Source organism: Sphingorhabdus sp. EL138, assembly GCF_945862485.1.
GTDB lineage: Bacteria > Pseudomonadota > Alphaproteobacteria > Sphingomonadales > Sphingomonadaceae > Sphingorhabdus_B.
On sequence record NZ_CAMAYF010000004.1, the window covers coordinates 82,660 to 103,226 of the forward strand.

The window sequence follows — 20,567 nt, forward strand, 5'->3', positions numbered from 1 at the left end:
ACGGGACAGCTCGAATTATACGCCGGGTAAAGGATAAAGGCAATGAGTGAACGTGAGTCGATGCCCTATGATGTTGTAATTGTTGGCGCTGGGCCAGCGGGACTTTCGGCCGCAATCCGCATAAAACAATTATCTCCTGACACCAGCGTTTGCATCCTTGAAAAAGGTTCCGAGGTGGGCGCGCACATATTGTCCGGTGCGGTTATTGATCCCAAGGCGCTTGATGAGTTGCTGCCTGACTGGCGCAATATGGGTTGTCCGCTGGCCGATACGCCCGTGAATGACAATCAGCATTGGATCATGACCAAGACCGGCAAGTTCAATATGCCGCATTTCCTAACCCCCGGTTTCATGCATAATAAGGGTACATATACGGGATCGCTCGGCAATGTTTGCCGCTGGTTGGCAGGGCAGGCTGAAAATCTGGGTATAGAAATTTTTCCCGGATTTTCCGCAGCAGAAATTCTCTACAACGCTGATGGCTCTGTGCGAGGCGTTGCCACAGGTGACATGGGGATTGCCCGTGATGGCAGCCATAAAGATGATTATATGCGGGGCATGGAATTGCACGCAAAATATACCTTCTTTGCCGAAGGTGTGCGCGGCCATCTTACCAAATTGCTCAAGCCGCAATTTGCCCTGGATAAGGATTGCGAACCACAGGTTTACGGCATTGGTATTAAGGAATTGTGGGATATTCCGCCTGAGCAGCATTCTGCAGGTCGTGTGATCCATAGTCAGGGCTGGCCTTTGACGGACGCCAATGGCGGCGCGTTTTTGTACCACCATGCAAACAATCAGGTCGCCTTGGGCTTTGTTGTTTGGCTCAATTATTCAAATCCTTATCTGTCGCCCTTTGAAGAGTTTCAGCGCTGGAAAACCCATCCTGAGGTTAAGAAGATACTAGCTGGCGGTCGCCGTGTTTCCTACGGAGCGCGCGCGATTAGTGATGGCGGTTGGCAGTCAGTTCCTGAGCTTGCATTCGCTGGTGGCGCACTGATTGGGTGTTCGGCTGGCTTTGTAAACGTGCCGCGTATCAAGGGCACGCATACGGCGATGAAGTCGGGCATGTTGGCGGCTGAAGCTGCCGTCGAAGCCCTGGCTGCGGGCCGCGAACATGATGCACTCACTTCGTACCAGACGGCCTATGAAAATAGCTGGATTTACAAAGAACTGCGAATGGTCCGCAACGTCCTTCCGCTGGTCGAAAAATACGGTAACTTGCTGGGTAGCGCGCTTGCAGGCGTCAACATGTGGCTAGAGAATTTCGGTATTCGCATGCCATTTACGATGAAGCATCATCCAGACCACAAGGCACTGAAAAAGAAGAACAACGCCGAGCGCATTGAGTATCCGAAGCCCGATGGGGTGTTCAGCTTTGACCGTCTATCGTCGGTTTTCCTGTCAAACACCAACCATGCCGAAGACCAGCCAATCCATTTGCAAGTTAAGGATATCGATTTGCAGAAGAGCAGCGAGTTTATGGAATTTGCTGGCCCATCAACACGTTATTGCCCCGCGGGTGTGTATGAGTGGATTGAAGAGGAGGGTAAGGATGCCCGCTATCAAATCAATTCGCAAAACTGCGTCCATTGCAAGACTTGCGACATCAAGGATCCGAACCAGAATATCAACTGGGTGACGCCAGAGGGTGGCGGTGGGCCTAACTACCCCAATATGTAATGCGGGTGGCGCTTTGGTCGCCATCCCGGGGTGAAGGGCAATCGTGGAATATTCTGAAATAGCCTTTGCAAAGATAAACCTCGCCTTGCGCGTCCGGAAACGGCGGGGGGATGGCTATCACGATATCGAAACGCTATTCGCCTTTGCGCAAGACGGTGATATTCTGAACGCACGCCTTGCACATGCGCTGAGCTTGGAAATTGTCGGCCCTTTTGGCGCCGACCTGAAGGCCGATGAAAATAATTTGGTGCTGAAAGCGGCATCGTCCTTAAGGACGCACTTTGGAGTCATGCAAGGTGCCGCGATCCGGCTCGACAAAAGACTGCCTATTGCTTCCGGCATTGGTGGGGGATCTGCCGACGCGGCGGCAACGGCAAGGCTTCTTAACCAGCTTTGGGTTTTGGGTGCCTCCGAGCAAGAGCTTGCAGATATTCTTGCCCCATTAGGTGCAGACATTCCCGCTTGCGTTTTCAGCCGTACAAGTTTCGGCAGTGGCACTGGAACGGCATTGACTTTTTTGGACGATAGCAATGTCACCGCGCGACATATGTTGCTGGTGAACCCGCTTCAATCCGTTTCTACGGCGGCAATTTTTAAGGCGTGGGACGGCGTTGACGGCGGCGCAATTGATCGCGGCGATGTGTGGGATTCGTCAATTGCTGGGCGCAACGACCTTGAACCGATAGCGTCTGAGATATGTCCCGTCATTACAGACATTTTAACACGGCTTTCGCAGGCAGAACCAGCGATGGCGCGTATGTCCGGGTCTGGCGCAACATGCTTTGCGTTGTTTCATGATATGATGTCACTAAAGGCCGCAAGAGCAAGGCTGGATCCGCATTGGTGGTCTATGGCCAGCATGCTGCGATGACAGATGCTCCGTTCGACATATTGGGAACGCCACGCAAAGGCGGTTTCCTTATCATCGGGGACCATGCGTCAAATCATGTCCCTGCGGATATCGATCTTGGCATTGATCCAGCCTTCCTCAACACGCATATTGCATGGGATATCGGGGTAGCCTCTGTTGCGCGCTTAATCGCACGCGAGGAGGCATTCTCCGCGTTTCTCGGCGGTTATTCGCGTCTCGTTGTCGATTTGAATAGGGACGCGCATGATGACTCGGCCATTCCTAGCGCAAGTGATGGATTGCCCATTCCCGGCAACGCCATCAGCACAACCGAAAAAGAAGCACGGCTAGGACGGTTTCATAAGCCCTATCATCTTCATTTAAGAGAGCTGCTGGCGCAACATCGCCCAAAACTTATCTTGTCTCTCCACAGTTTTACGCCGGCATTGGAGAGCAAACCAGATGAAGCACGCCCTTGGCATGTCGGTGTTTTGTATAATGAACACGAAGCTGCCTCCAAACTCGCTATCCCATTTCTTGAAAGCGCAGGGTATATCGTTGGTGACCAACTCCCATACTCCGGCAAGCTGTTGAACGCGACGATGAATCGCCATGCTGAAGCCAATAACATTCCCTATATTGGTATCGAGATGCGGCAGGACATATCCTGTCATCCCGATGGCCAAGCAAGATACGCACGCACATTGGCAGAAATGTGCCATTTTGTTTCGGAACAGCTTGGCTTATCCATATAAAATGGCTTAAAGCGCTCCACTTAACGGAGGTCATTATGCCAAACCAGTTCGACAAGTCCAAATTGCCAAGCCGCCATGTGTCTGTAGGGCCGGAACGCGCCCCGCATCGCAGCTATTATTATGCAATGGGCCTGACTGCCGAAGAAATTGCGCGACCTTTTGTCGGCGTGGTCTCCGCCGGAAATGATAGTGCCCCGTGCAATACAACACTTGATGCCCAAGCCGATATCGCACGCGTGGGCGTGGAGCAGGGTGGCGGAATGCCGCGTCGTTTCAATACCATCACCGTGACGGACGGCATCGCCATGGGGCATCAGGGAATGAAAGCTTCGCTTGTCAGCCGCGAAGTTATCGCGGATTCGGTTGAGCTTTCGGTGCGCGGCCACTGCTATGACGCGCTTGTGGGCTTTGCAGGATGCGACAAATCGCTGCCTGGTATCATGATGGCCATGCTTCGGCTGAACGTGCCATCGATTTTTGTATATGGTGGATCTATCCTGCCTGGACGGCACAATAACAAAGACGTCACCGTTAAGGACGTTTTCGAAATCGTCGGTAAATATGCAGCAGGCGCTTGCCCTTTATCAGAATTGGAAGAGCTTGAGCGCGTTGCTTGCCCTGGCCACGGGGCATGTGGTGGACAATATACCGCAAACACTATGGCCTGCGTTGGCGAGGCGATTGGCCTGTCTTTACCGAACAGCAACATGGCGCCAGCGCCATATTCGACCCGCGACCAAATCGCGCATGCGGCGGGCGTTCAAGTCATGGAATTGCTCGCACGCAACATCAGGCCGCGTGACATATGTACGCGTGAAGCCTTTGTAAATGCTGCACGAATTGTTGCTGCAACTGGTGGTTCAACTAACGGAGCTTTGCATTTGCCTGCCATGGCGCATGAGGCTGGTATAGATTTTGATCTGTTCGATGTGGCGGATGCGTTTAAGACCACGCCATATATGGCCGATCTTCAACCTGGCGGTCAGTTTGTCGCCCGCGACATGTATTATGCTGGTGGTGTTTACATGCTGATGAAGTCGTTGCTAGCCGAGGGGCTGTTGTTTGGCGACTGCATGACCGTTACGGGCAAAACACTTGGTGAGAATATCGACCAAATCACTTGGAACCCAGATCAAAAGGTTATCTATCCAGCAACAGCACCCATAACCCCCACTGGCGGTGTTGTCGGACTTCGCGGTACGCTGGCTCCAGAGGGCGCAATCGTGAAAGTTGCGGGCATGGAGCGGTTGACCTTCACTGGCCCAGCTCAGGTATTCGATTGCGAAGAAGATTGCTTCGCCGCAGTGGAGGCGCGCGAAATTCGCGAAGGTTCGGTCATTGTCATTCGTTATGAAGGACCACGCGGTGGCCCTGGCATGCGCGAAATGCTATCAACAACAGCCGCGCTATATGGGCAGGGCATGGGCGAAAAGGTTGCGCTCATTACTGATGGTCGCTTCTCTGGCGCAACGCGCGGCTTTTGCATTGGCCATGTTGGACCGGAGGCAGCGTTGGGCGGCCCTATCGCATTGGTTGAGGATGGTGACGAGATCATGATTGATGCTGAAACGGGTGTCATTGATCTAAATGTTGCTGATGCAGTGCTTGAAGAGCGTCGTAAAAATTGGAAATCGCGCGAGACGGATTATCAATCTGGCGCAATCTGGCGTTATGCACAAAATGTTGGTCCAGCTTATAAGGGCGCGGTAACGCATCCTGGCGGCGCCAAGGAAACGCACGTTTTCGCTGATATTTAATCGCCGGTTGATTGCTTGCCTCGTCACAGGCATGGGGCGGTATGGAATTGACAGAAGAGATTATCAGGGTGGCCGCGCGCGGCGATGGCGTTACTGCAAATGGCCGTTATGTGGCGCTTGCCGCACCAGGCGATATTGTTGATCCTTCTGGCGGCTTGATCTATGGCCCGCATCATGTTGCGCCGCCATGCCAGCATTTCCCTTTGTGCGGTGGTTGTCAGTTGCAGCATCTCGACGAAGATAGTCTGCGCCTGTTTATCGCCGAACGGGTAACGCACGCCCTCGCGACGCAACAGGTCGACATCGGCGAAGTGATGCCTGTGCATCTATCGCCCCCAAAGACGCGCCGCCGGATCGCAGTGCGTTCGGCATGGGCTGGCAAGCAGTTCCAGCTTGGCTTCAGTACCGAAAAAAGCCATCGTATCATTGACTTGCGACAGTGTGATGTCATGGCGCCAGAGCTATTCGCTTTGCTTGCGCCGATGCGCGATTTGCTTGAGCCTCGGCTGAACCGTGCGCGGCAGGTGCAGATAAAGCTGGCGATGGTGGACCAAGGTGTCGATGTGTTGATTGAGAACTGGATCGCCAATGATCTCGACACGCATGAGCTGTTGTCCGAATTTGCCAAAACGCACAATCTTGCGCGTCTGTCTTTGGATGAAGGCTATGGTCCTGTACCCTTTTATGAGCCTGAGCCGGTCACTGTGACGCTTGGCGGGGTGGCGGTAGGTTATCAGCCTTATGGCTTCCTCCAAGCCACAGTCGATGGCGAGGCGGCGTTGGTCAACGCAGTTAACGAGATTGTTGGCAGTGACACGATCATAGCCGATTTGTTTGCAGGTTCCGGCACTTTCGCCTTATCTATGGGGGCAGGCCGCAAAATTTACGCGGGCGAAGCCGACCTGCAGGCGAGCCTTGCCCTAAAGGCCGCTGCTGGGCGCACTGGCCGAACGATATTTACAGAGCATCGCGACTTGTTTCGGCGGCCACTCTCGGCCGATGAGCTGAACAAATTCCAGACTGTGGTGCTTGATCCGCCCCGCGCCGGCGCAAAGGAGCAAGTCGCGCAGCTTGCTGCGTCGAATGTGCCAAACATCGCTTATGTAAGTTGTAATCCTGCCAGCTTTGCGCGGGATGCAAAAACTTTGGTAGCTGCCGGATACAGGTTGCAGCGGATCTGGCCGGTGGGGCAGTTCCGCTGGTCAACCCATATCGAGCTAGTAGGCCATTTTAGCCGTTAGTGGAGAAGCACCGACATCACGGCATGCGCCACGAGCATCATGAGTGCGACGGATGACAGTGCAAACAAAGCAAAGCGGATGATTACGCGGTTAGAAAAAATCTGGACCAAGCTGTGTGCGACGCGAAGACCGACATAGGCCCAAGCAATAGTCGCGTTCAAATTGTCGCCTTGTCCTACCATCGCCAACGCCAAGCACACCGCATAAAACACCGTAGGCGCTTCGTGTAGGTGGTTGTAATTATCTGCAACCCATGATGCTTTTTCTTCGCCCTTGGCAATAAGCGCATCGCGCAACGCCCCGCCAGTGGATCCGACAACCTTGGTTCCATCAATACCCGCACGGCCCATCGCTGGCAGCCGCGTGGCATACATCCAAATCCAAATAATCATCGTCCACGCTGCAAGTGCGACGACTGGCCCTAAGATACTACTTTGCATATCAATCCCCCTTAAATTGTTGCAACCACTGCCTGCACGGCCAAAACCGTCAGGCATAAGGATGACAACAGAAATAACACAAACCGGACGCTGACGACATTTACCGTCGATTGCCAGACGCTGTGGAGCACCCGCAAAACGGTGTAACCCCATGCTAAATAGACAGAAGTTTCACTTGCGCCGCCAGATATAGCCAAGATTACGACCGCGGCGTAAAATACCGTGGGTTGCTCCATGAGATGTGCATAATTATGGGATTTCCAAGCCACAGGCGGTGGCAAATTTGGATCTATGTCTTGTCCCCGTCCTCCGGGCGCAGCCTTGCTAAGATCCAACCCGATTTTTGCCATAGCGGGAAGCCGCGCTGCCATGAGCCAATACATCATGAAAACTGACCACAGCACCAATACCGCTGCTGGCGCCAAAATAGGCATATTCATAAAAAAACCCTCCCCATCATCAGATGGGGAGGGTGATGCACCTCATACAAATTGTCAAATGCAACTTAGACTTTTGAGCTTTGCGACCGCGTTGCTCGAACGCCTGTGTCATTGGCTGGAGCCCAGCCATAAAGCGTTGCCATCGGCTGATCTCCTACGACCAACGTCTCAGTTTCACCAAAGCCGTTAAACTCTGTCCGCATGGCACAGCCATAAGCGCCGAGCATGCCGACTTCGATATAATCGCCAGCCTGCACGTCATCTGGCAAGATGAATGGCCCCGCCATATGGTCCATATCGTCGCAGGTAGGCCCGTAGAAGCTGAATTCAGCCATCTGGGTACCAATTGACGTCTCCGACCGCTGAAGCGCCACAGGGAAACGCCAGCCGATATGAGCAGCATCGAACAACGAGCCGTAAGCGCCGTCATTGATGAACAATTCATTCCCGCGACGCTTTTCAACCTTCACCAACAGGGATGCATATTCGGCGCACAAGGCACGGCCAGGTTCGCACCAAAGTTCTGCGGAGTAGCTGATTGGCAAATCTTCAAAGCAATCGTGAATGACATCGAAATAGCCATCCAGCGCTGGAGGCTCCATGCCGGGATAAACCGACGGAAAACCACCGCCAACATCCACGATGTCCACAGTGACCGACGCCTCGACAATCGCGGCGCGGACATGCTCCATGGCTTCGGCATAGGCTGTTGGCGTCATGGCCTGACTGCCAACATGAAAGCAGATGCCAAGGCTGTCCGCAACCTGACGCGTTGCAACCAAAAGGTCAGCAACTTCCGACGGATCTGCACCAAATTTTGACGACAGACTCAACTTTGCATGTTCGGATGACACGCGAATACGTACACAAAGTTCAAGGTCGGTTGCCGCGACGCCGTCCAGTGCGGTTGCACGCACGATCTTCTCCAGCTCTTCATGGCTGTCGAGGCTGAATGTACGGACATTATGGTTGTGATAGGCCTGCGCGATGGCGCGCTCACTTTTGACCGGATGCATGAAACACAGCTTAGCATCGGGCAGAAATTTGTGGACCAACCGAACTTCACCCAAGGATGCTACATCATAATGCGTGATGCCAGCTTCCCAAAGGGTTTCCAGCAATGCAGGTGATGGGTTCGCTTTTACCGCATATAGCGACTTACCCTGAAACTTCTCAACGAAGAAACGGGCCGCGCGCGCAGCAGCATGTGGGCGGAGTAGCGTGATTGGTTCGTCCGGGCGGAGGGCGCGGACTACAGCAAGTGCGTCAGTGTTCTCGTACAATTCAAGGGACCCCCAAAAGATAACAGGAAACAACAAGGCTGCCTTGCGGTTATTGGAAGTCCCCCTGGGGCAGCGGACGAGCGCCATATGAAAAGCTGGGGGTGTTGTAAAGCGATTCGTTTGGTTTTTAGCTCAGACGGTCGCGGAACGCGGTCCAGTCGAACGACCGCACGCACTCAAGCGTATCCGTATCACTATTCCAAAGCCAGAGCGACGGGAGAGGAACGCCATTAAAGGTATTCGTTTTCACCATCGAATAATGCGCTTGGTCCAGAAATGCGAAACGCGCTCCGGGCTCTGCTGGGACAGGCAAAACATAATCGCCAATAATATCACCGGCGAGGCAAGATGGCCCTCCCAGGCGCACAGGGGAGCCTTCTGAACGCTCTCCAAGCATAGCAGGGCGATAGGGCGCCTCAATGACGTCCGGCATATGGCAGGTGGCACTGATATCCGTTATGCCGACCTGAAGCCCGTTTTCAAAAACGTCGAGCAATTCGCCGATCAATATCCCGGCATCAAGCGCGATGGCTTCACCGGGTTCGAGATAGATATCCAAGCCCGTTTCGGCGCGCACGTCTTGAATGAAGGCGATCAACTCGTCGCGCTGATAATCTGCGCGCGTAATATGGTGGCCGCCGCCAAAGTTCAGCCAGCCTAGCTGGCCAAAATAGGGCGCAATATGCGGTTTCAGCGTTTCCCAAGTGCGCTTCAGCGGTTCGAAATCCTGTTCACAAAGCGTATGGAAGTGCAGGCCAGAAACGCCTTTGAGATGTTCTGCCTTCAACTGGCTAATCGGAAAGCCAAGCCGCGATCCCGGCGAGCAGGGATCATATTTCGCGACTTCGCCCTCGGCATGTTCCGGGTTGATACGAAGCCCTACATCGACGCCGTCATTCAGGAACGATGCAAAACGTATGTGCTGCGATGGGCTGTTAAAAATGACATGGTCGGAAATGGCGACGATTTCGGCCATGTCAGCCTCTTTATAGCCAGCGCAATAAGTCGCTATTTCGCCCTTATAATAATCCCGCGCGAGACGCGATTCCCAAAGGCCCGAACTGCATACACCATCCAGATATTCGCCGATGATCGGTGCGACCTTCCACATGGAGAAAGCCTTCATGGCGCAAAGGATTTTTGCGCCCGACCGATTTTTAACATCCGCCAAAATGTCAAGATTCCGCCGCAACGCAGCCTCATCCACCACAAAGGCAGGCGAGGGAACGCGATGAAGGTTAAAATGGGCAAATGCCCCGGGGTCGCCTGCTTTGGTGTCCATATTATCATTCACCGCTGTATCAAACCACCGAAATCATGCTGAACCTCTTTCACCTCCGGTGACTGACGTTCTAGCATCCATCGTGCCACGCGGACCGAAGGATTGAGAGAAAAAATGGACCCTGAAACAAGTTCAGGGTGAGGTTTAAATTTTACTGTTCCGTCTCGTTTTAGAAGGACAAAGGCCCGTCCAATTCCTTCACCTGCCATGGCAGACCATGCACATTGAGCATGTCCATGAAGGGATCGGGATCAAACTGTTCGATATTCCACACGCCCGCGCCGGACCATTTGCCCGTAACCAACATCGCCGCGCCAATCATCGCGGGGACGCCGGTGGTATAGCTGACCGCTTGGTTGCCGGTTTCTGCATAAGCATCCTCATGATCACAGATATTGTAGATGTAGAGCGTCTTTTCCTTGCCGTCTTTGCCAAGGCCAGTCGCGATGCAGCCAATATTGGTCTTGCCCTTGGTCGTCGGGCCAAGCGAGGCGGGTTCAGGCAATACAGCCTTCAAGAACTGAAGCGGGATGATTTCTTTGCCTTCATAGATGACAGGGTCAATCCGCGTCATGCCGACCGCCTGAAGCACGTTCAGATGCGTGATATACGCATCGCCAAAGGTCATCCAGAACCGGATACGCTTGATTTCGGGCAAATGGGTTTTGAGGCTTTCGATTTCCTCATGATACATCAGGTACATATTCTTGAGACCAACCGCTTCAAAGTCGAAGCTTTGTTTCACCGACATCGCTGGCGTTTCGACCCAGTCACCATTTTCCCAATGCCGTGCAACGGCAGTGACTTCACGAATGTTGATTTCGGGGTTGAAGTTGGTGGCAAAGGCTTGGCCATGGTCACCGCCATTGCAATCCAATATGTCGAGCGTGTCGATGCGGTCGAAATAATGCTTCTTCAGGTATGTCGTGAACACGCTGGTAACGCCGGGGTCAAAGCCCGAACCAAGTAATGCGGTTAAGACAGCGTCCTTATAACGGTCCTGATACGCCCACTGCCAATGATATTCGAACTTAGCGACATCCAACGGCTCATAATTCGCGGTATCCATATAATGCACGCCAGCGGCCAGACACGCATCCATGATGTTAAGATCTTGGTAAGGCAAAGCAAGGTTTACAACGAGGCTTGGCTTGATCTGGTTCAGCAATGCTGTTGTTGCAGCAACATCATCCGCATCAAGGCCATAGGTGTCGATATCGACGCCCGTGCGTTCCTTGACCGAAGTGGCAATCGCATCGCATTTCGACTTGGTGCGGCTTGCGAGGCTGATATGGCTAAAGATATCCTGGTTCATGGCCATCTTATGAACCGCAACCGACCCAACGCCGCCTGCGCCAATAACCAATATCTTGCTCATCTTCTGTTTCCTCTTATCAGAGATTCGTTCAGCGCTCGCATATAGGGGCCTTTTATGACAGAACAAGAATTGGCTGCGGCTGCCAAAAGGCCAACGCACGAGGGCGTGCTGCGGGCGATGGCCAAGATTGGCGATATTCTGCCTAAGACACCATTGTTACCGCTTGAGGTGGATGGTGTAACCATCTGGTGCAAGGCTGAAATGCTCCAGCCCATCGGTGCTTTCAAGATACGCGGCGCGTGGCATCGCCTTTCTGACCTAAATGAGGAAGAGCGCGCGCGGGGCGTTGTTGGTGTGTCCAGTGGAAACCATGCACAGGGCGTAGCTTGGGCGGCCAAGAAGCTTGGAATATCGGCGACTATTGTGATGCCATCCAATGCGCCGCGTATGAAGCTGGAGGCGACGAAGGCGCTTGGCGCTGAGGTGGTTCTCTACGACCGCGCTACCGAATCGCGCGACGAAATCGCCGCAGGTTTGATTGTGCAAAGCGGCGCGACGTTGGTGCACGCCTTTGGCGATCCTTGGGTGATTGAAGGGCAAGGGACCGCTGGGATCGAAATCACGGAACAACTTCATGGTTTAGGCCTGTCCGGGCCGGATTTGATTGTTTCTTGCTGCGGCGGAGGTGGCTTGGCATCCGGCCTTGCGCTGGCATGTCCGGACGCCGAAATAGCCATTGTTGAGCCAGATGGCTGGGATGATATCATTCGCTCGCTTGACGCGTGTGAAATTTTGCCTGTCAAAGACCTTACGCACCCAACGTATTGCGATGCTCTACAAACCCTGCAAACCTATCCTGTTAATTTTGAAATTCTGCGCAACCGGGTGTCTCAGGGTGTTTCTGTAACGACTGACGAGGTCGCTACCGCGATGCGCGTGGTGTTTGAAAAGCTGCACCTTGTTGTAGAACCAGGTGGCGCCGTCGCGCTGGCTGCTCTGATTGCCGGAAAGATACAACCAAAAGCTGTTACCGCCGTGACCCTGTCAGGCGGAAACGTGGATCGGGAGTTGTTCGTAAAGTTGCTTGCTCAGGCGGCCTGAGCGATCGGCATTTCCATCCGGCCCCAGATTTCCAATAACGCCGCCGTTAAATTACGCATCATGCCCTCATCATGTTGGGGGCCCGGCGTAAAGCGCAACCGTTCCGTGCCACGTGGCACTGTCGGATAATTGATCGGCTGCACATATACGCCATATTCAGCAAGCAATATGTCACTAATTTTTTTGGCTTTTATGGGGTCGCCGACCATCAACGGCACGATATGCGTGTTGCTTAACATCACGGGCAGACCTGCGTCGGCAAACAGCTTTTTCAACATAGCCGCATTGGCTTGCTGCGCATCGCGCTCCACGCTTGAGGCTTTCAAATGGCGCACAGCAGCCAATACGCCTGCGACCAAAACAGGTGACAAGGATGTTGTGAAGATGAATCCCGGGGCATAAGAACGGATAACATCAATGATATTTTTATCCGCAGCAATATAGCCGCCCATAACGCCGAATGCTTTGCCAAGCGTGCCTTCGATAATGGTCACACGGTCCGCCACCGCATCCCGTTCTGAGATACCGCCGCCACGTGCACCATACATGCCAACGGCATGGACTTCGTCGCAATAAGTAAGCGCGTTATATTTTTCGGCAAGATCGCACACCGCACCAATAGGCGCAACGTCACCATCCATCGAATAGACGCTTTCAAAGGCAATCAGCTTCGGTGCTTCCGGATCATCGGCTGCAAGCAATTCTTCAAGATGTGCGAGGTCATTGTGCCGCCAAACACGTTTCTCACAACCTGCGTTGCGGATGCCTGCGATCATCGATGCGTGGTTCAATTCATCCGAATAAATTATGCAGCCCGGCAGCACTTTAGCGAGCGTAGACAAGGTCGCGTCGTTCGAAACATAGCCAGATGTGAACAGCAAAGCGCCATCCTTGCCGTGCAAGTCAGCGAGTTCCTGTTCCAGTTCGACATGATAATGGGTGTTGCCACCAATGTTCCGCGTTCCCCCAGAACCAGCGCCCACATCATGCAAAGCGTTTTCCATCGCATTAATAACGTCGGGATGCTGCCCCATGCACAAATAGTCGTTCGAGCACCACACGGTGATGTCCTTGGGACCATTATGTCCTGCAAAGCAGCGTGCGTTGGGATAGTTGCCCTTTTTCCGCAATATATCGATAAACACGCGATAACGGCCCTCGGCATGAAGCCGGTCAATCGCCTTTTCGAAAACAGCGTTATAATTCACGGACATTAACCCCGGTTTGAAACCACTATCGCAATATGTTGACGGCCAATAATCGCGGGCAATGCAAAAATCCAGCGCGAACGACTTGCAATAAGCTTCATTCTGGTTCCGTTATTGCGATATTTTCACTTACAGTGATTTAATCAACCTAGCACTAACAGCAGTTAATGCGGGGCTCATCGAATCCGGCGCGTACGCAGGAGAGGCGACGACCTTGAGCGTGTGGAACAAAACAACTACACAATACAGAAAGTTAAGGGATTCGTGTGATGAGTGATCTTTGGTTCAACATATTTGCGGGTTTGTTGCTTGGTTATGCGCTTGGCTCCATCCCATTCGGTTTGTTGCTCACGCGTTTTTCCGGCGGCGGTGACATAAGGTCCATTGGGTCAGGCAATATTGGCGCAACGAACGTTTTGCGGACTGGTCGCAAAGGGCTTGCCGCGCTCACATTGCTGCTTGACCTGTTGAAAGGATTATTCGCGGTTTTACTTGCGGCAAAATATCTTCCCGGCGAGGAAATTCTTGCAGCAGCTGGCGCATTTTTCGGCCATCTTTTTCCGGTTTGGCTCCAATTCAAAGGCGGCAAGGGTGTGGCAACTTATGCGGGCATCTTGTTTGGTTTGTTTTGGCAGGGCGGCTTGGTGTACGCGGCCGCTTGGATTGGCGTCTTGCTCATATCGCGGATATCGTCGCTGGCTGGCTTGATAGCCGCCATTTGTGCCCCCGTCGCTGCAGCGGTTTACGGTCATTATGAACTGGTTGCGTTGCTCTCCGCGTGCACATTGATCGTGTTTTGGAAGCATCGGTCCAATATCGAAAATCTCATGAATGGCACTGAACCTCGAATAGGCAAAAGTAAAAGTTGACCGTGGCGATGGGGAACAGCCAAATGCATTTTGATCAGCTTAGCCTGATCCGCTCCCCGAACATCGGTCCTGTCAGTTATCGTCAACTTATGGCGCGTTTCGGAAGCGCGCGGGCCGCGCTTGAGGCTTTGCCGGATCTCATCCGTCGCGGCGGTGGAAAGCAGGTCGCGCTCGCCAATGAGGCAGTAATTGCGCGGGAGTTTCAGTTTGTTCAAGCCTTTGGCGCTCGTCATGTTTTCATCGGCGATGCGGACTATCCCTTTTTACTGTCGCACTTGGAAAATGCGCCGCCCGTCATCTGCGTGAAGGGCAATCTTGAATTATTGGCGCGCCCTGCCGTGGCGCTCGTCGGAGCGCGCAATGCATCGGCAGGTGCGTGTCAATTTGCGCGGCAACTGGCGTTCGAACTAGGCCAAATGGGGTTGTCTGTTGTGTCGGGTCTTGCGCGCGGAATTGATACCGCCGCGCACGCAGGATCTATTGAGGGCGGAACAGTCGCAGTCATCGCTGGCGGTATCGACGTAGTTTATCCACCTGAAAATCGCGCGCTTCAGGATGCTATTGCTGAGCGCGGGCTTCAGATTGCGGAACAGCCACCAGACACTGAGCCAAGGGCGCGACATTTCCCCTATCGCAACCGCATCATTGCTGGCGCATCTGCCGGAACGGTGGTGGTCGAAGCAGCCCCCAAATCGGGCTCACTCATTACCGCGCGTCTGGCGGCGGAGGCCGGGCGGGAGGTCATGGCTATTCCCGGGTCGCCGCTGGATCCACGGTCGCGGGGTTGTAACCAGCTTATCCGTGAGGGCGCAAATTTGGTACAGAACGCATCGGAGATTGCCGAGCTTATTTCTCCCTTGGACAACCGCATGCTTGCGCCGCGGGTTAAATGGGTGTCTTCGATTACCTTAATTGCCGATGACAGCAGCCACACCGAACGCAGCGCCGTCATCGACCTGATGGGCATGACCTATGTCTCGGTCGACGAATTGGTGCGGCAATCCGGTAGCAGTCCATCCACAGTCCAGATGGTGTTGCTTGAATTCGAGTTGGCCGGAAAACTAGAACGCGGAGCAGGTGGGAAGGTCCGTTTGGCGGCATAAAATACAACTGCATTTTTCGTCTTGACGAGCCCTGCCTCACCCCATCAGCCTATACGCGTACGCGAGAGATTTTAGAAAAGTGCAAAATATCATGCAATTAGTTATCGTAGAATCACCTGCAAAAGCCAAGACAATCGAGAAATATCTGGGGCCTGGTTTCAAGGTGCTGGCGTCATATGGTCACATCCGCGATTTGCCGCCCAAGGACGGTTCGGTTAATCCAGACAATGGCTTTGAAATGCTGTGGGATAATTACGCCGATAAGGCAAAGCAGCTCAAGGCTATCACCGACGAAGCGAAAAAAGCCGATGGCCTCATCCTTGCGACCGACCCTGATCGCGAAGGCGAAGCGATTAGCTGGCATGTGCAAGAAGTGCTCGCAAAGAAAAAGGCGCTGCCGGCCAAAGTAGGCCGTGTGACGTTCAACGCGATCACGAAACAGGCTGTAACCGATGCGATGCAGCATCCGCGCGCGTTGGATGTCGACCTGATTGACGCCTATCGCGCACGCCGTGCCTTAGACTATCTGGTTGGATTTACGCTGTCGCCCGTGTTGTGGCGTAAATTGCCTGGCGCAAAGTCCGCTGGCCGTGTGCAGTCCGTTGCACTGCGGTTGATTGTCGAGCGTGAACGTGAGATCGAAGCATTCCATGCGCAGGAATATTGGTCCGTGAAGGCCGGGATGGAACATAAGGGGCAAAAATTTGATGCCCGTTTAATCCAATATCTGGGCAAGAAACTCGACAAGATGGACCTGAAGACCGAAAATGACGCCGAGCAAGCACGTCTTGCTGTGGAATCGAGCAAATTCACGGTCGAAACCGTCGAAACAAAGCCTGTGACCCGCAACCCGCAGCCGCCCTTTACAACATCGACATTACAACAAGAAGCCGCACGTAAGTTGGGCTTTTCCGCCAGTCACACAATGCGCATTGCGCAGGGTCTGTATGAGGATGGCGCGATAACATATATGCGCACCGATGGCGTGCAAATGGACCACAGCGCCATTTCGGCGGCGCGCAAATCCATCTCGGATCGTTTTGACAGCGGTTATCTACCCGAAAAGCCGCGCGTTTATCAAAGCAAAGCGAAAAACGCGCAGGAAGCGCATGAGGCAATCCGGCCAACTGATTTTAGTCGGGACAAGGCGGGTTCAGGGGACCATGGCCGCTTGTACGACCTGATTTTTAAACGCGCGATGGCCAGCCAGATGGCATCGGCCCGCATTGAGCGGACAACCGTCGATTTGCTCGACGGCACGGGACAGACCGGCTTACGCGCGACCGGGCAAGTTATGAAGTTCCCGGGATTTCTTGCCGTATATGAAGAAGGCTTGGATGATAGCGAGGGCGAAGATGGCGCGATCTTGCCAGCTTTGGCTGTTGGCGACACACCCGCCAAGCACGCTGCGGAGAAAACGCAGCATTTTACGCAACCGCCACCGCGTTTTTCAGAAGCGACCTTGGTTAAACGACTGGAGGAATTGGGTATTGGCCGTCCATCAACTTATGCGTCGACCATTCAGGTTCTGAAAGATCGCGCTTATGTTCGTGTGGAGAAAAATCGTTTCTTTGCAGAGGAATCAGGGCGACTACTCACAGCATTTCTAGAACGATTTTTCGAACGTTATGTCGCTTATGATTATACTGCAGGTCTTGAAGACCAGCTGGATGAAATCAGCGGCGGCCGTGCCGATTGGCAGTCCTTTCTGGAAGCGTTTTGGCGGGACTTTAAACCCAAAACGGTTGAAGTCATGGAGCAGAAACCGTCTGAAGTGACTGCGGAGCTTGACATATTCTTGTCGCCTTACCTGTTTCCAGAGCGCGAGGACGGCACTGATCCACGTATATGTCCGAAATGTGGCGATGGTAGACTTGCTCTGCGCGGCGGAAAGTTTGGCGCCTTTGTGGCCTGCTCAAATTACCCAGAGTGCAAATATACTCGAAAATTTGCGCAGCCCGGCGGCGAGAGCGGCGAGGATACCGGTCCAGAAGTACTTGGGCAGCATCCCGAAACGCAATTAGAAGTCAGCCGAAAATCTGGGCGTTTTGGTCCCTATTTCGAAATGGGCGAGGGCGCTGACGTTAAACGCGCCTCTATCCCTAAGGATATTCCTGCGGAGGACATCGGGCTAGAATGGGCGGTTAAGTTGCTGTCTTTACCACGCACCGTCGGCGTACATCCCGAGAGCGGCGAACCCGTCACGGCAAGCATTGGTCGTTATGGGCCATATTTAGCGCATAATGGGAAATATGCGCGGTTGCAGTCGACGACTGAAGTATTTGAAACTGGCATGAACAGCGCAGTTGTGAAGCTGGCCGAGGCATTGGCCAACCCCGGCCACGGCCGTGGTGCGGCGCGCGCGCCCTTAAAAGAATTCGGCAAACATCCGCGAACGGATGCGGAGATTAAGTTGATGGAGGGGCGCTTTGGCCCTTATGTGACCGACGGGACCACGAACGCGACGTTGCCCAAGTCTATCTCACCTAATGAGCTGACATTGGAAGAAGCCGCGCAATTGATCGACGCACGCGCGGCGATGCCGCCTAAGGGGAAGGTCAAGAAAAAGGCCGCGCCGAAGAAGAAGGCTGCGGCAAAGAAAGCGCCGGCAAAGGCCAGAGCAAAAGCAAAAACTTAAACTAAATCTGTCGCCTCAGCCTTCGCTGGGGCGACATGGTTCGGGTATAAAACCAACCGCGTTATTCGACCCACTCAAGCCCAATGTCGCGATACAGGCTGAGGTCCTCATCCCATTTGGCATGCACCTTCACATGCAAATAGAGATGGACCTTCACGCCCATGAGCTTGGCCAGTTCAAGACGCGCTGCCTCACCAATGGCTTTAATCCGTGTGCCGCCTTTGCCCAGAACGATGGCGCGCTGCGTGGGTCGCGCTACTAAGATCTGCTGGTGGATTTCTAGCGACCCGTCCTCGCGTTCGCTATATTTTTCAGTCTCGACGGCGCTGGCATAAGGAAGCTCTTCGTGCAGTTGCAGATAGAGTTGCTCGCGTGTTATTTCTGACGCGATCAAGCGCTCGGTTGCGTCAGACACTTGGTCTTCTGGGAAATGCCATTCGCCCTCAGGCATATTGTCAGCAAGCGCGGTTTTGAACTCTTCTAGGCCATCACCAGTCGCAGCACTGATATAATAAATTTGTTCAAACGCGCATTTATCCGTCAGTTTCGTGGTCAAAGCGAGCAATTTGTCCTTGGCGGCAATGTCGACCTTGTTGAGCACGAGCCATTTGCGTTCTGGGCGGTCCTTTAATCCTTCAAGGATCTTTTCCACTTTCGGTCCTGCGCCCGCGCGGCCGTCGACAATCAACGCGATCATGTCGGCATCGCCCGCGCCATCCCAAGCTGCCGCGACCATTGCGCGGTCAAACCTGCGTTGCGCCGCGAAAATGCCCGGTGTGTCGACCAAGATTATCTGCGTTTCGCCGGCCAAGGCTACACCCAACATGCGTGTGCGCGTGGTTTGTGCCTTGGGGCTAACAATCGCGACCTTCTGTCCGACCAGAGCATTGACCAAGGTCGACTTGCCCGCATTTGGCGCGCCGATAATGGCGACATGTCCGCATTTTTTTGTCATGCGTTGGCTTCCAAAAATGCAAGTGCAGCGGCGGTTTCAGCGGCCTGTTTGCTGTTGGCCGTGGCCGCAACAGGTGCAAAGCCCTTTACGGTGACGGTGATTTCAAATCTCATGGCGTGGGGAGGGCCTTCTTTTTTGGTGATGACATATTCAGGCACCTTACGCCCGTGGGCGGCGCACCATTCTTGGAGTTCGGATTTAGGATGTTTGGGGGCACCATTTGCGGATTCAAGAAGTGGCCTCCAGAGCCGTTCTACAAGATCGCGGGTGACGAGTAGGCCATGGTCCAGATACACAGCGCCAATAATCGCCTCCATGACATCACCCAGCACATTGTCGCTTTGTTGGGCACCATCATCGCGGGCTTGCTTTCCAAGCCGGACATAAGGCGGCAGGCCGATTTGTCGTGCAATCTCTGCGCAGGTTACGCCTGACACCAGCGCATTCAACCGATGCGACAGCCGTCCCTCGGCCTCATCCTTATAGCTATGATAAAGCATGTCGGCGATGATCAGACCCAATATCCGATCGCCCAGAAATTCAAGTCGTTGATAGTCCGGTTGCCCCGTACTGCCATGCGTGAGTGCACGCTGGTATAGGGCAATGTCTTTTGGCCGTTCGGGAAGTAACTCGGATAGCCAAGCCTCTTGTTCGTCGTTCGTCAAAACCCTTGTCCAATACGTTCCGCGCGCGTGGCCGTAAACCAGGTCCATGGCAGCAGCCAATGCGACGATCCATCCGTGGAGAACACCGAGACCAAAGCGCGGCCCACCAGATTTTCCTGCGGTACCATACCGATGGCGCCGGGCTTTTCGATGGGTGACCATCTGCTGTCGGCGCTGCGGTCCCGATTATCGCCCATCAGGAACAGGTCGCCTTGCCCAACAACAAAGGCTTCGGTGTTGTCACCCTCTAGACCGTTCGCAAGATCCAGAATTTCGTAGCTTCTGCCCTCCGGCAATGTCTCGCGAAAACGGGGGTAGCGGCATTGCGTGCCGCCCTTCGCTGCGGGTTCTTCCATATCAGGACGCCAGCAAGGGAATGGGTTGCGGTCAAGCGCAGCAGCATCACGCATATTTTGTGTAACCGGAATGACCAGATCGGCAATCCGCTCCTTCTTGACGGCGACGCCATTGATTTCGAGGATGCCCTCGCGCATCTGAATGACATCACCGGGCAGGCCAATGACGCGCTTTATATAATCGGTACCGTTAGACATCGGGGCCTTGAAAACCACCACATCACCGCGTTCTGGTTGGTTAGCAAAAATCCGTCCGGGGATAATCGGTAAGGCAAAAGGAAGGCTGTTTTTGGAATAGCCATATGGCCATTTCGCCACGAGTAGATAATCGCCGATGAGCAAGCGTGGCTGCATCGATTCCGACGGGATGTTGAAGGGCGAAACGATAAAACTACGTAATATGAAAACGAACAAGGCAAGCTTCAGCAAGAAGCCACCATATTCGCGCCATTCTGACGATGCAGGCGCAGTTGCAGATGAATCACGCGGCTTTTCAGTATTTGAAGTCACAAAATCTCACAAAAAATTGTCGTCCAATGACGGATAGGCTGGCCTTTTACCGTGAAGGCGCGTTATTTGCCAGCGCCGAGATTCACGCTGCGTTACGACGCCAATAATGATGA

General features: G+C 53.7%; 18 protein-coding genes. 9 read left to right on the forward strand and 9 right to left on the reverse strand.

The features are described from left to right. The first annotated feature begins 42 nt into the window (after nt 1-42). The 5 genes from Q0O33_RS03120 to Q0O33_RS03140 are packed head-to-tail and all read left to right on the forward strand — an operon-like array spanning nt 43 to nt 6,286. Complete coding sequence (locus Q0O33_RS03120) at nt 43-1,683, forward strand: electron transfer flavoprotein-ubiquinone oxidoreductase (protein WP_295495929.1); 1,641 nt, start codon at nt 43-45, stop codon at nt 1,681-1,683. A 43-nt stretch (nt 1,684-1,726) separates the two neighbouring features. After that, nucleotides 1,727-2,554, forward strand: a complete 828-nt coding sequence (locus tag Q0O33_RS03125) for a 4-(cytidine 5'-diphospho)-2-C-methyl-D-erythritol kinase (protein WP_295495931.1) — start codon at nt 1,727-1,729, stop codon at nt 2,552-2,554. Then, nucleotides 2,551-3,288 (forward strand): N-formylglutamate amidohydrolase, encoded by a 738-nt coding sequence (locus Q0O33_RS03130; RefSeq protein WP_295495933.1) that lies wholly within the window; start codon nt 2,551-2,553, stop codon nt 3,286-3,288. The genes Q0O33_RS03125 and Q0O33_RS03130 overlap by 4 nt, the downstream gene beginning before the upstream one ends. Before the next feature lie 35 nt (nt 3,289-3,323). Continuing rightward, nucleotides 3,324-5,045, forward strand: a complete 1,722-nt coding sequence (gene ilvD, locus Q0O33_RS03135; RefSeq protein WP_295495935.1) for a dihydroxy-acid dehydratase — start codon at nt 3,324-3,326, stop codon at nt 5,043-5,045. Between the two features lie 41 nt (nt 5,046-5,086). Then, on the forward strand, nt 5,087-6,286 hold the full coding sequence (locus Q0O33_RS03140) for a class I SAM-dependent RNA methyltransferase (RefSeq protein WP_295495937.1): 1,200 nt from the start codon (nt 5,087-5,089) through the stop codon (nt 6,284-6,286). On the opposite strand, the gene Q0O33_RS03145 is transcribed toward Q0O33_RS03140, so the two are convergent. The 5 genes from Q0O33_RS03145 to Q0O33_RS03165 form a co-directional block, all read right to left on the reverse strand. Continuing rightward, nucleotides 6,283-6,726 carry an MAPEG family protein gene (locus Q0O33_RS03145; RefSeq protein ID WP_295495938.1) on the reverse strand — a complete coding sequence of 148 codons (444 nt, stop codon included), beginning with the start codon at nt 6,724-6,726 and terminating at the stop codon, nt 6,283-6,285. The two genes, Q0O33_RS03140 and Q0O33_RS03145, sit on opposite strands and share 4 nt — an antisense overlap. Nucleotides 6,727-6,737: 11 nt before the next feature. After that, nucleotides 6,738-7,166 carry an MAPEG family protein gene (locus Q0O33_RS03150; RefSeq protein ID WP_295495940.1) on the reverse strand — a complete coding sequence of 143 codons (429 nt, stop codon included), beginning with the start codon at nt 7,164-7,166 and terminating at the stop codon, nt 6,738-6,740. Nucleotides 7,167-7,231: 65 nt separating this feature from the next. Further along, on the reverse strand, nt 7,232-8,449 hold the full coding sequence (locus tag Q0O33_RS03155; RefSeq protein ID WP_295495941.1) for a type III PLP-dependent enzyme: 1,218 nt from the start codon (nt 8,447-8,449) through the stop codon (nt 7,232-7,234). Nucleotides 8,450-8,576: 127 nt separating this feature from the next. Further along, the gene (locus tag Q0O33_RS03160) at nt 8,577-9,731 is read right to left on the reverse strand and encodes a carboxynorspermidine decarboxylase (RefSeq protein ID WP_295495943.1); all 1,155 of its coding nucleotides are present in this window, start codon (nt 9,729-9,731) and stop codon (nt 8,577-8,579) included. A 169-nt stretch (nt 9,732-9,900) separates the two neighbouring features. Beyond that, nucleotides 9,901-11,109, reverse strand: coding sequence for a saccharopine dehydrogenase family protein (locus tag Q0O33_RS03165; protein WP_295495944.1), 1,209 nt, complete (start codon nt 11,107-11,109; stop codon nt 9,901-9,903). 54 nt (nt 11,110-11,163) lie between these two features. Between Q0O33_RS03165 and Q0O33_RS03170 the strand changes: the two genes are divergently transcribed. Next, complete coding sequence (locus Q0O33_RS03170; protein ID WP_295495945.1) at nt 11,164-12,150, forward strand: threonine/serine dehydratase; 987 nt, start codon at nt 11,164-11,166, stop codon at nt 12,148-12,150. Here Q0O33_RS03170 and hemA read toward each other — a convergent pair. Next, nucleotides 12,138-13,358: a 5-aminolevulinate synthase gene (gene hemA / locus Q0O33_RS03175; RefSeq protein ID WP_295496061.1), complete on the reverse strand. Its 1,221-nt coding sequence runs from the start codon at nt 13,356-13,358 to the stop codon at nt 12,138-12,140. The two genes, Q0O33_RS03170 and hemA, sit on opposite strands and share 13 nt — an antisense overlap. 269 nt (nt 13,359-13,627) lie before the next feature. Here hemA and plsY point away from each other — a divergent pair, with 269 nt between their 5' ends. The 3 genes from plsY (at nt 13,628) to topA (ending at nt 17,968) form a co-directional block, all read left to right on the forward strand. Further along, nucleotides 13,628-14,227 (forward strand): glycerol-3-phosphate 1-O-acyltransferase PlsY, encoded by a 600-nt coding sequence (plsY, locus tag Q0O33_RS03180; protein WP_295495947.1) that lies wholly within the window; start codon nt 13,628-13,630, stop codon nt 14,225-14,227. Between the two features lie 23 nt (nt 14,228-14,250). Then, nucleotides 14,251-15,330, forward strand: a complete 1,080-nt coding sequence (gene dprA / locus Q0O33_RS03185; RefSeq protein WP_295495950.1) for a DNA-processing protein DprA — start codon at nt 14,251-14,253, stop codon at nt 15,328-15,330. 91 nt (nt 15,331-15,421) lie between these two features. Beyond that, nucleotides 15,422-17,968: a type I DNA topoisomerase gene (gene topA / locus Q0O33_RS03190; protein WP_295495953.1), complete on the forward strand. Its 2,547-nt coding sequence runs from the start codon at nt 15,422-15,424 to the stop codon at nt 17,966-17,968. Nucleotides 17,969-18,029: 61 nt separating this feature from the next. Here the strand turns inward: topA and era are convergent, their stop codons facing one another. From era to lepB, 3 genes are read right to left on the reverse strand one after another with little or no spacing between them, the layout of a single operon-like run. Continuing rightward, the gene (gene era, locus Q0O33_RS03195) at nt 18,030-18,923 is read right to left on the reverse strand and encodes a GTPase Era (protein ID WP_295495956.1); all 894 of its coding nucleotides are present in this window, start codon (nt 18,921-18,923) and stop codon (nt 18,030-18,032) included. Further along, nucleotides 18,920-19,588: a ribonuclease III gene (gene rnc / locus Q0O33_RS03200; RefSeq protein WP_295495959.1), complete on the reverse strand. Its 669-nt coding sequence runs from the start codon at nt 19,586-19,588 to the stop codon at nt 18,920-18,922. Before rnc ends, era begins: the two co-directional genes overlap by 4 nt. Next, on the reverse strand, nt 19,585-20,454 hold the full coding sequence (gene lepB / locus Q0O33_RS03205; protein WP_295495962.1) for a signal peptidase I: 870 nt from the start codon (nt 20,452-20,454) through the stop codon (nt 19,585-19,587). Before lepB ends, rnc begins: the two co-directional genes overlap by 4 nt. Between the last annotated feature and the right edge of the window lie 113 nt (nt 20,455-20,567).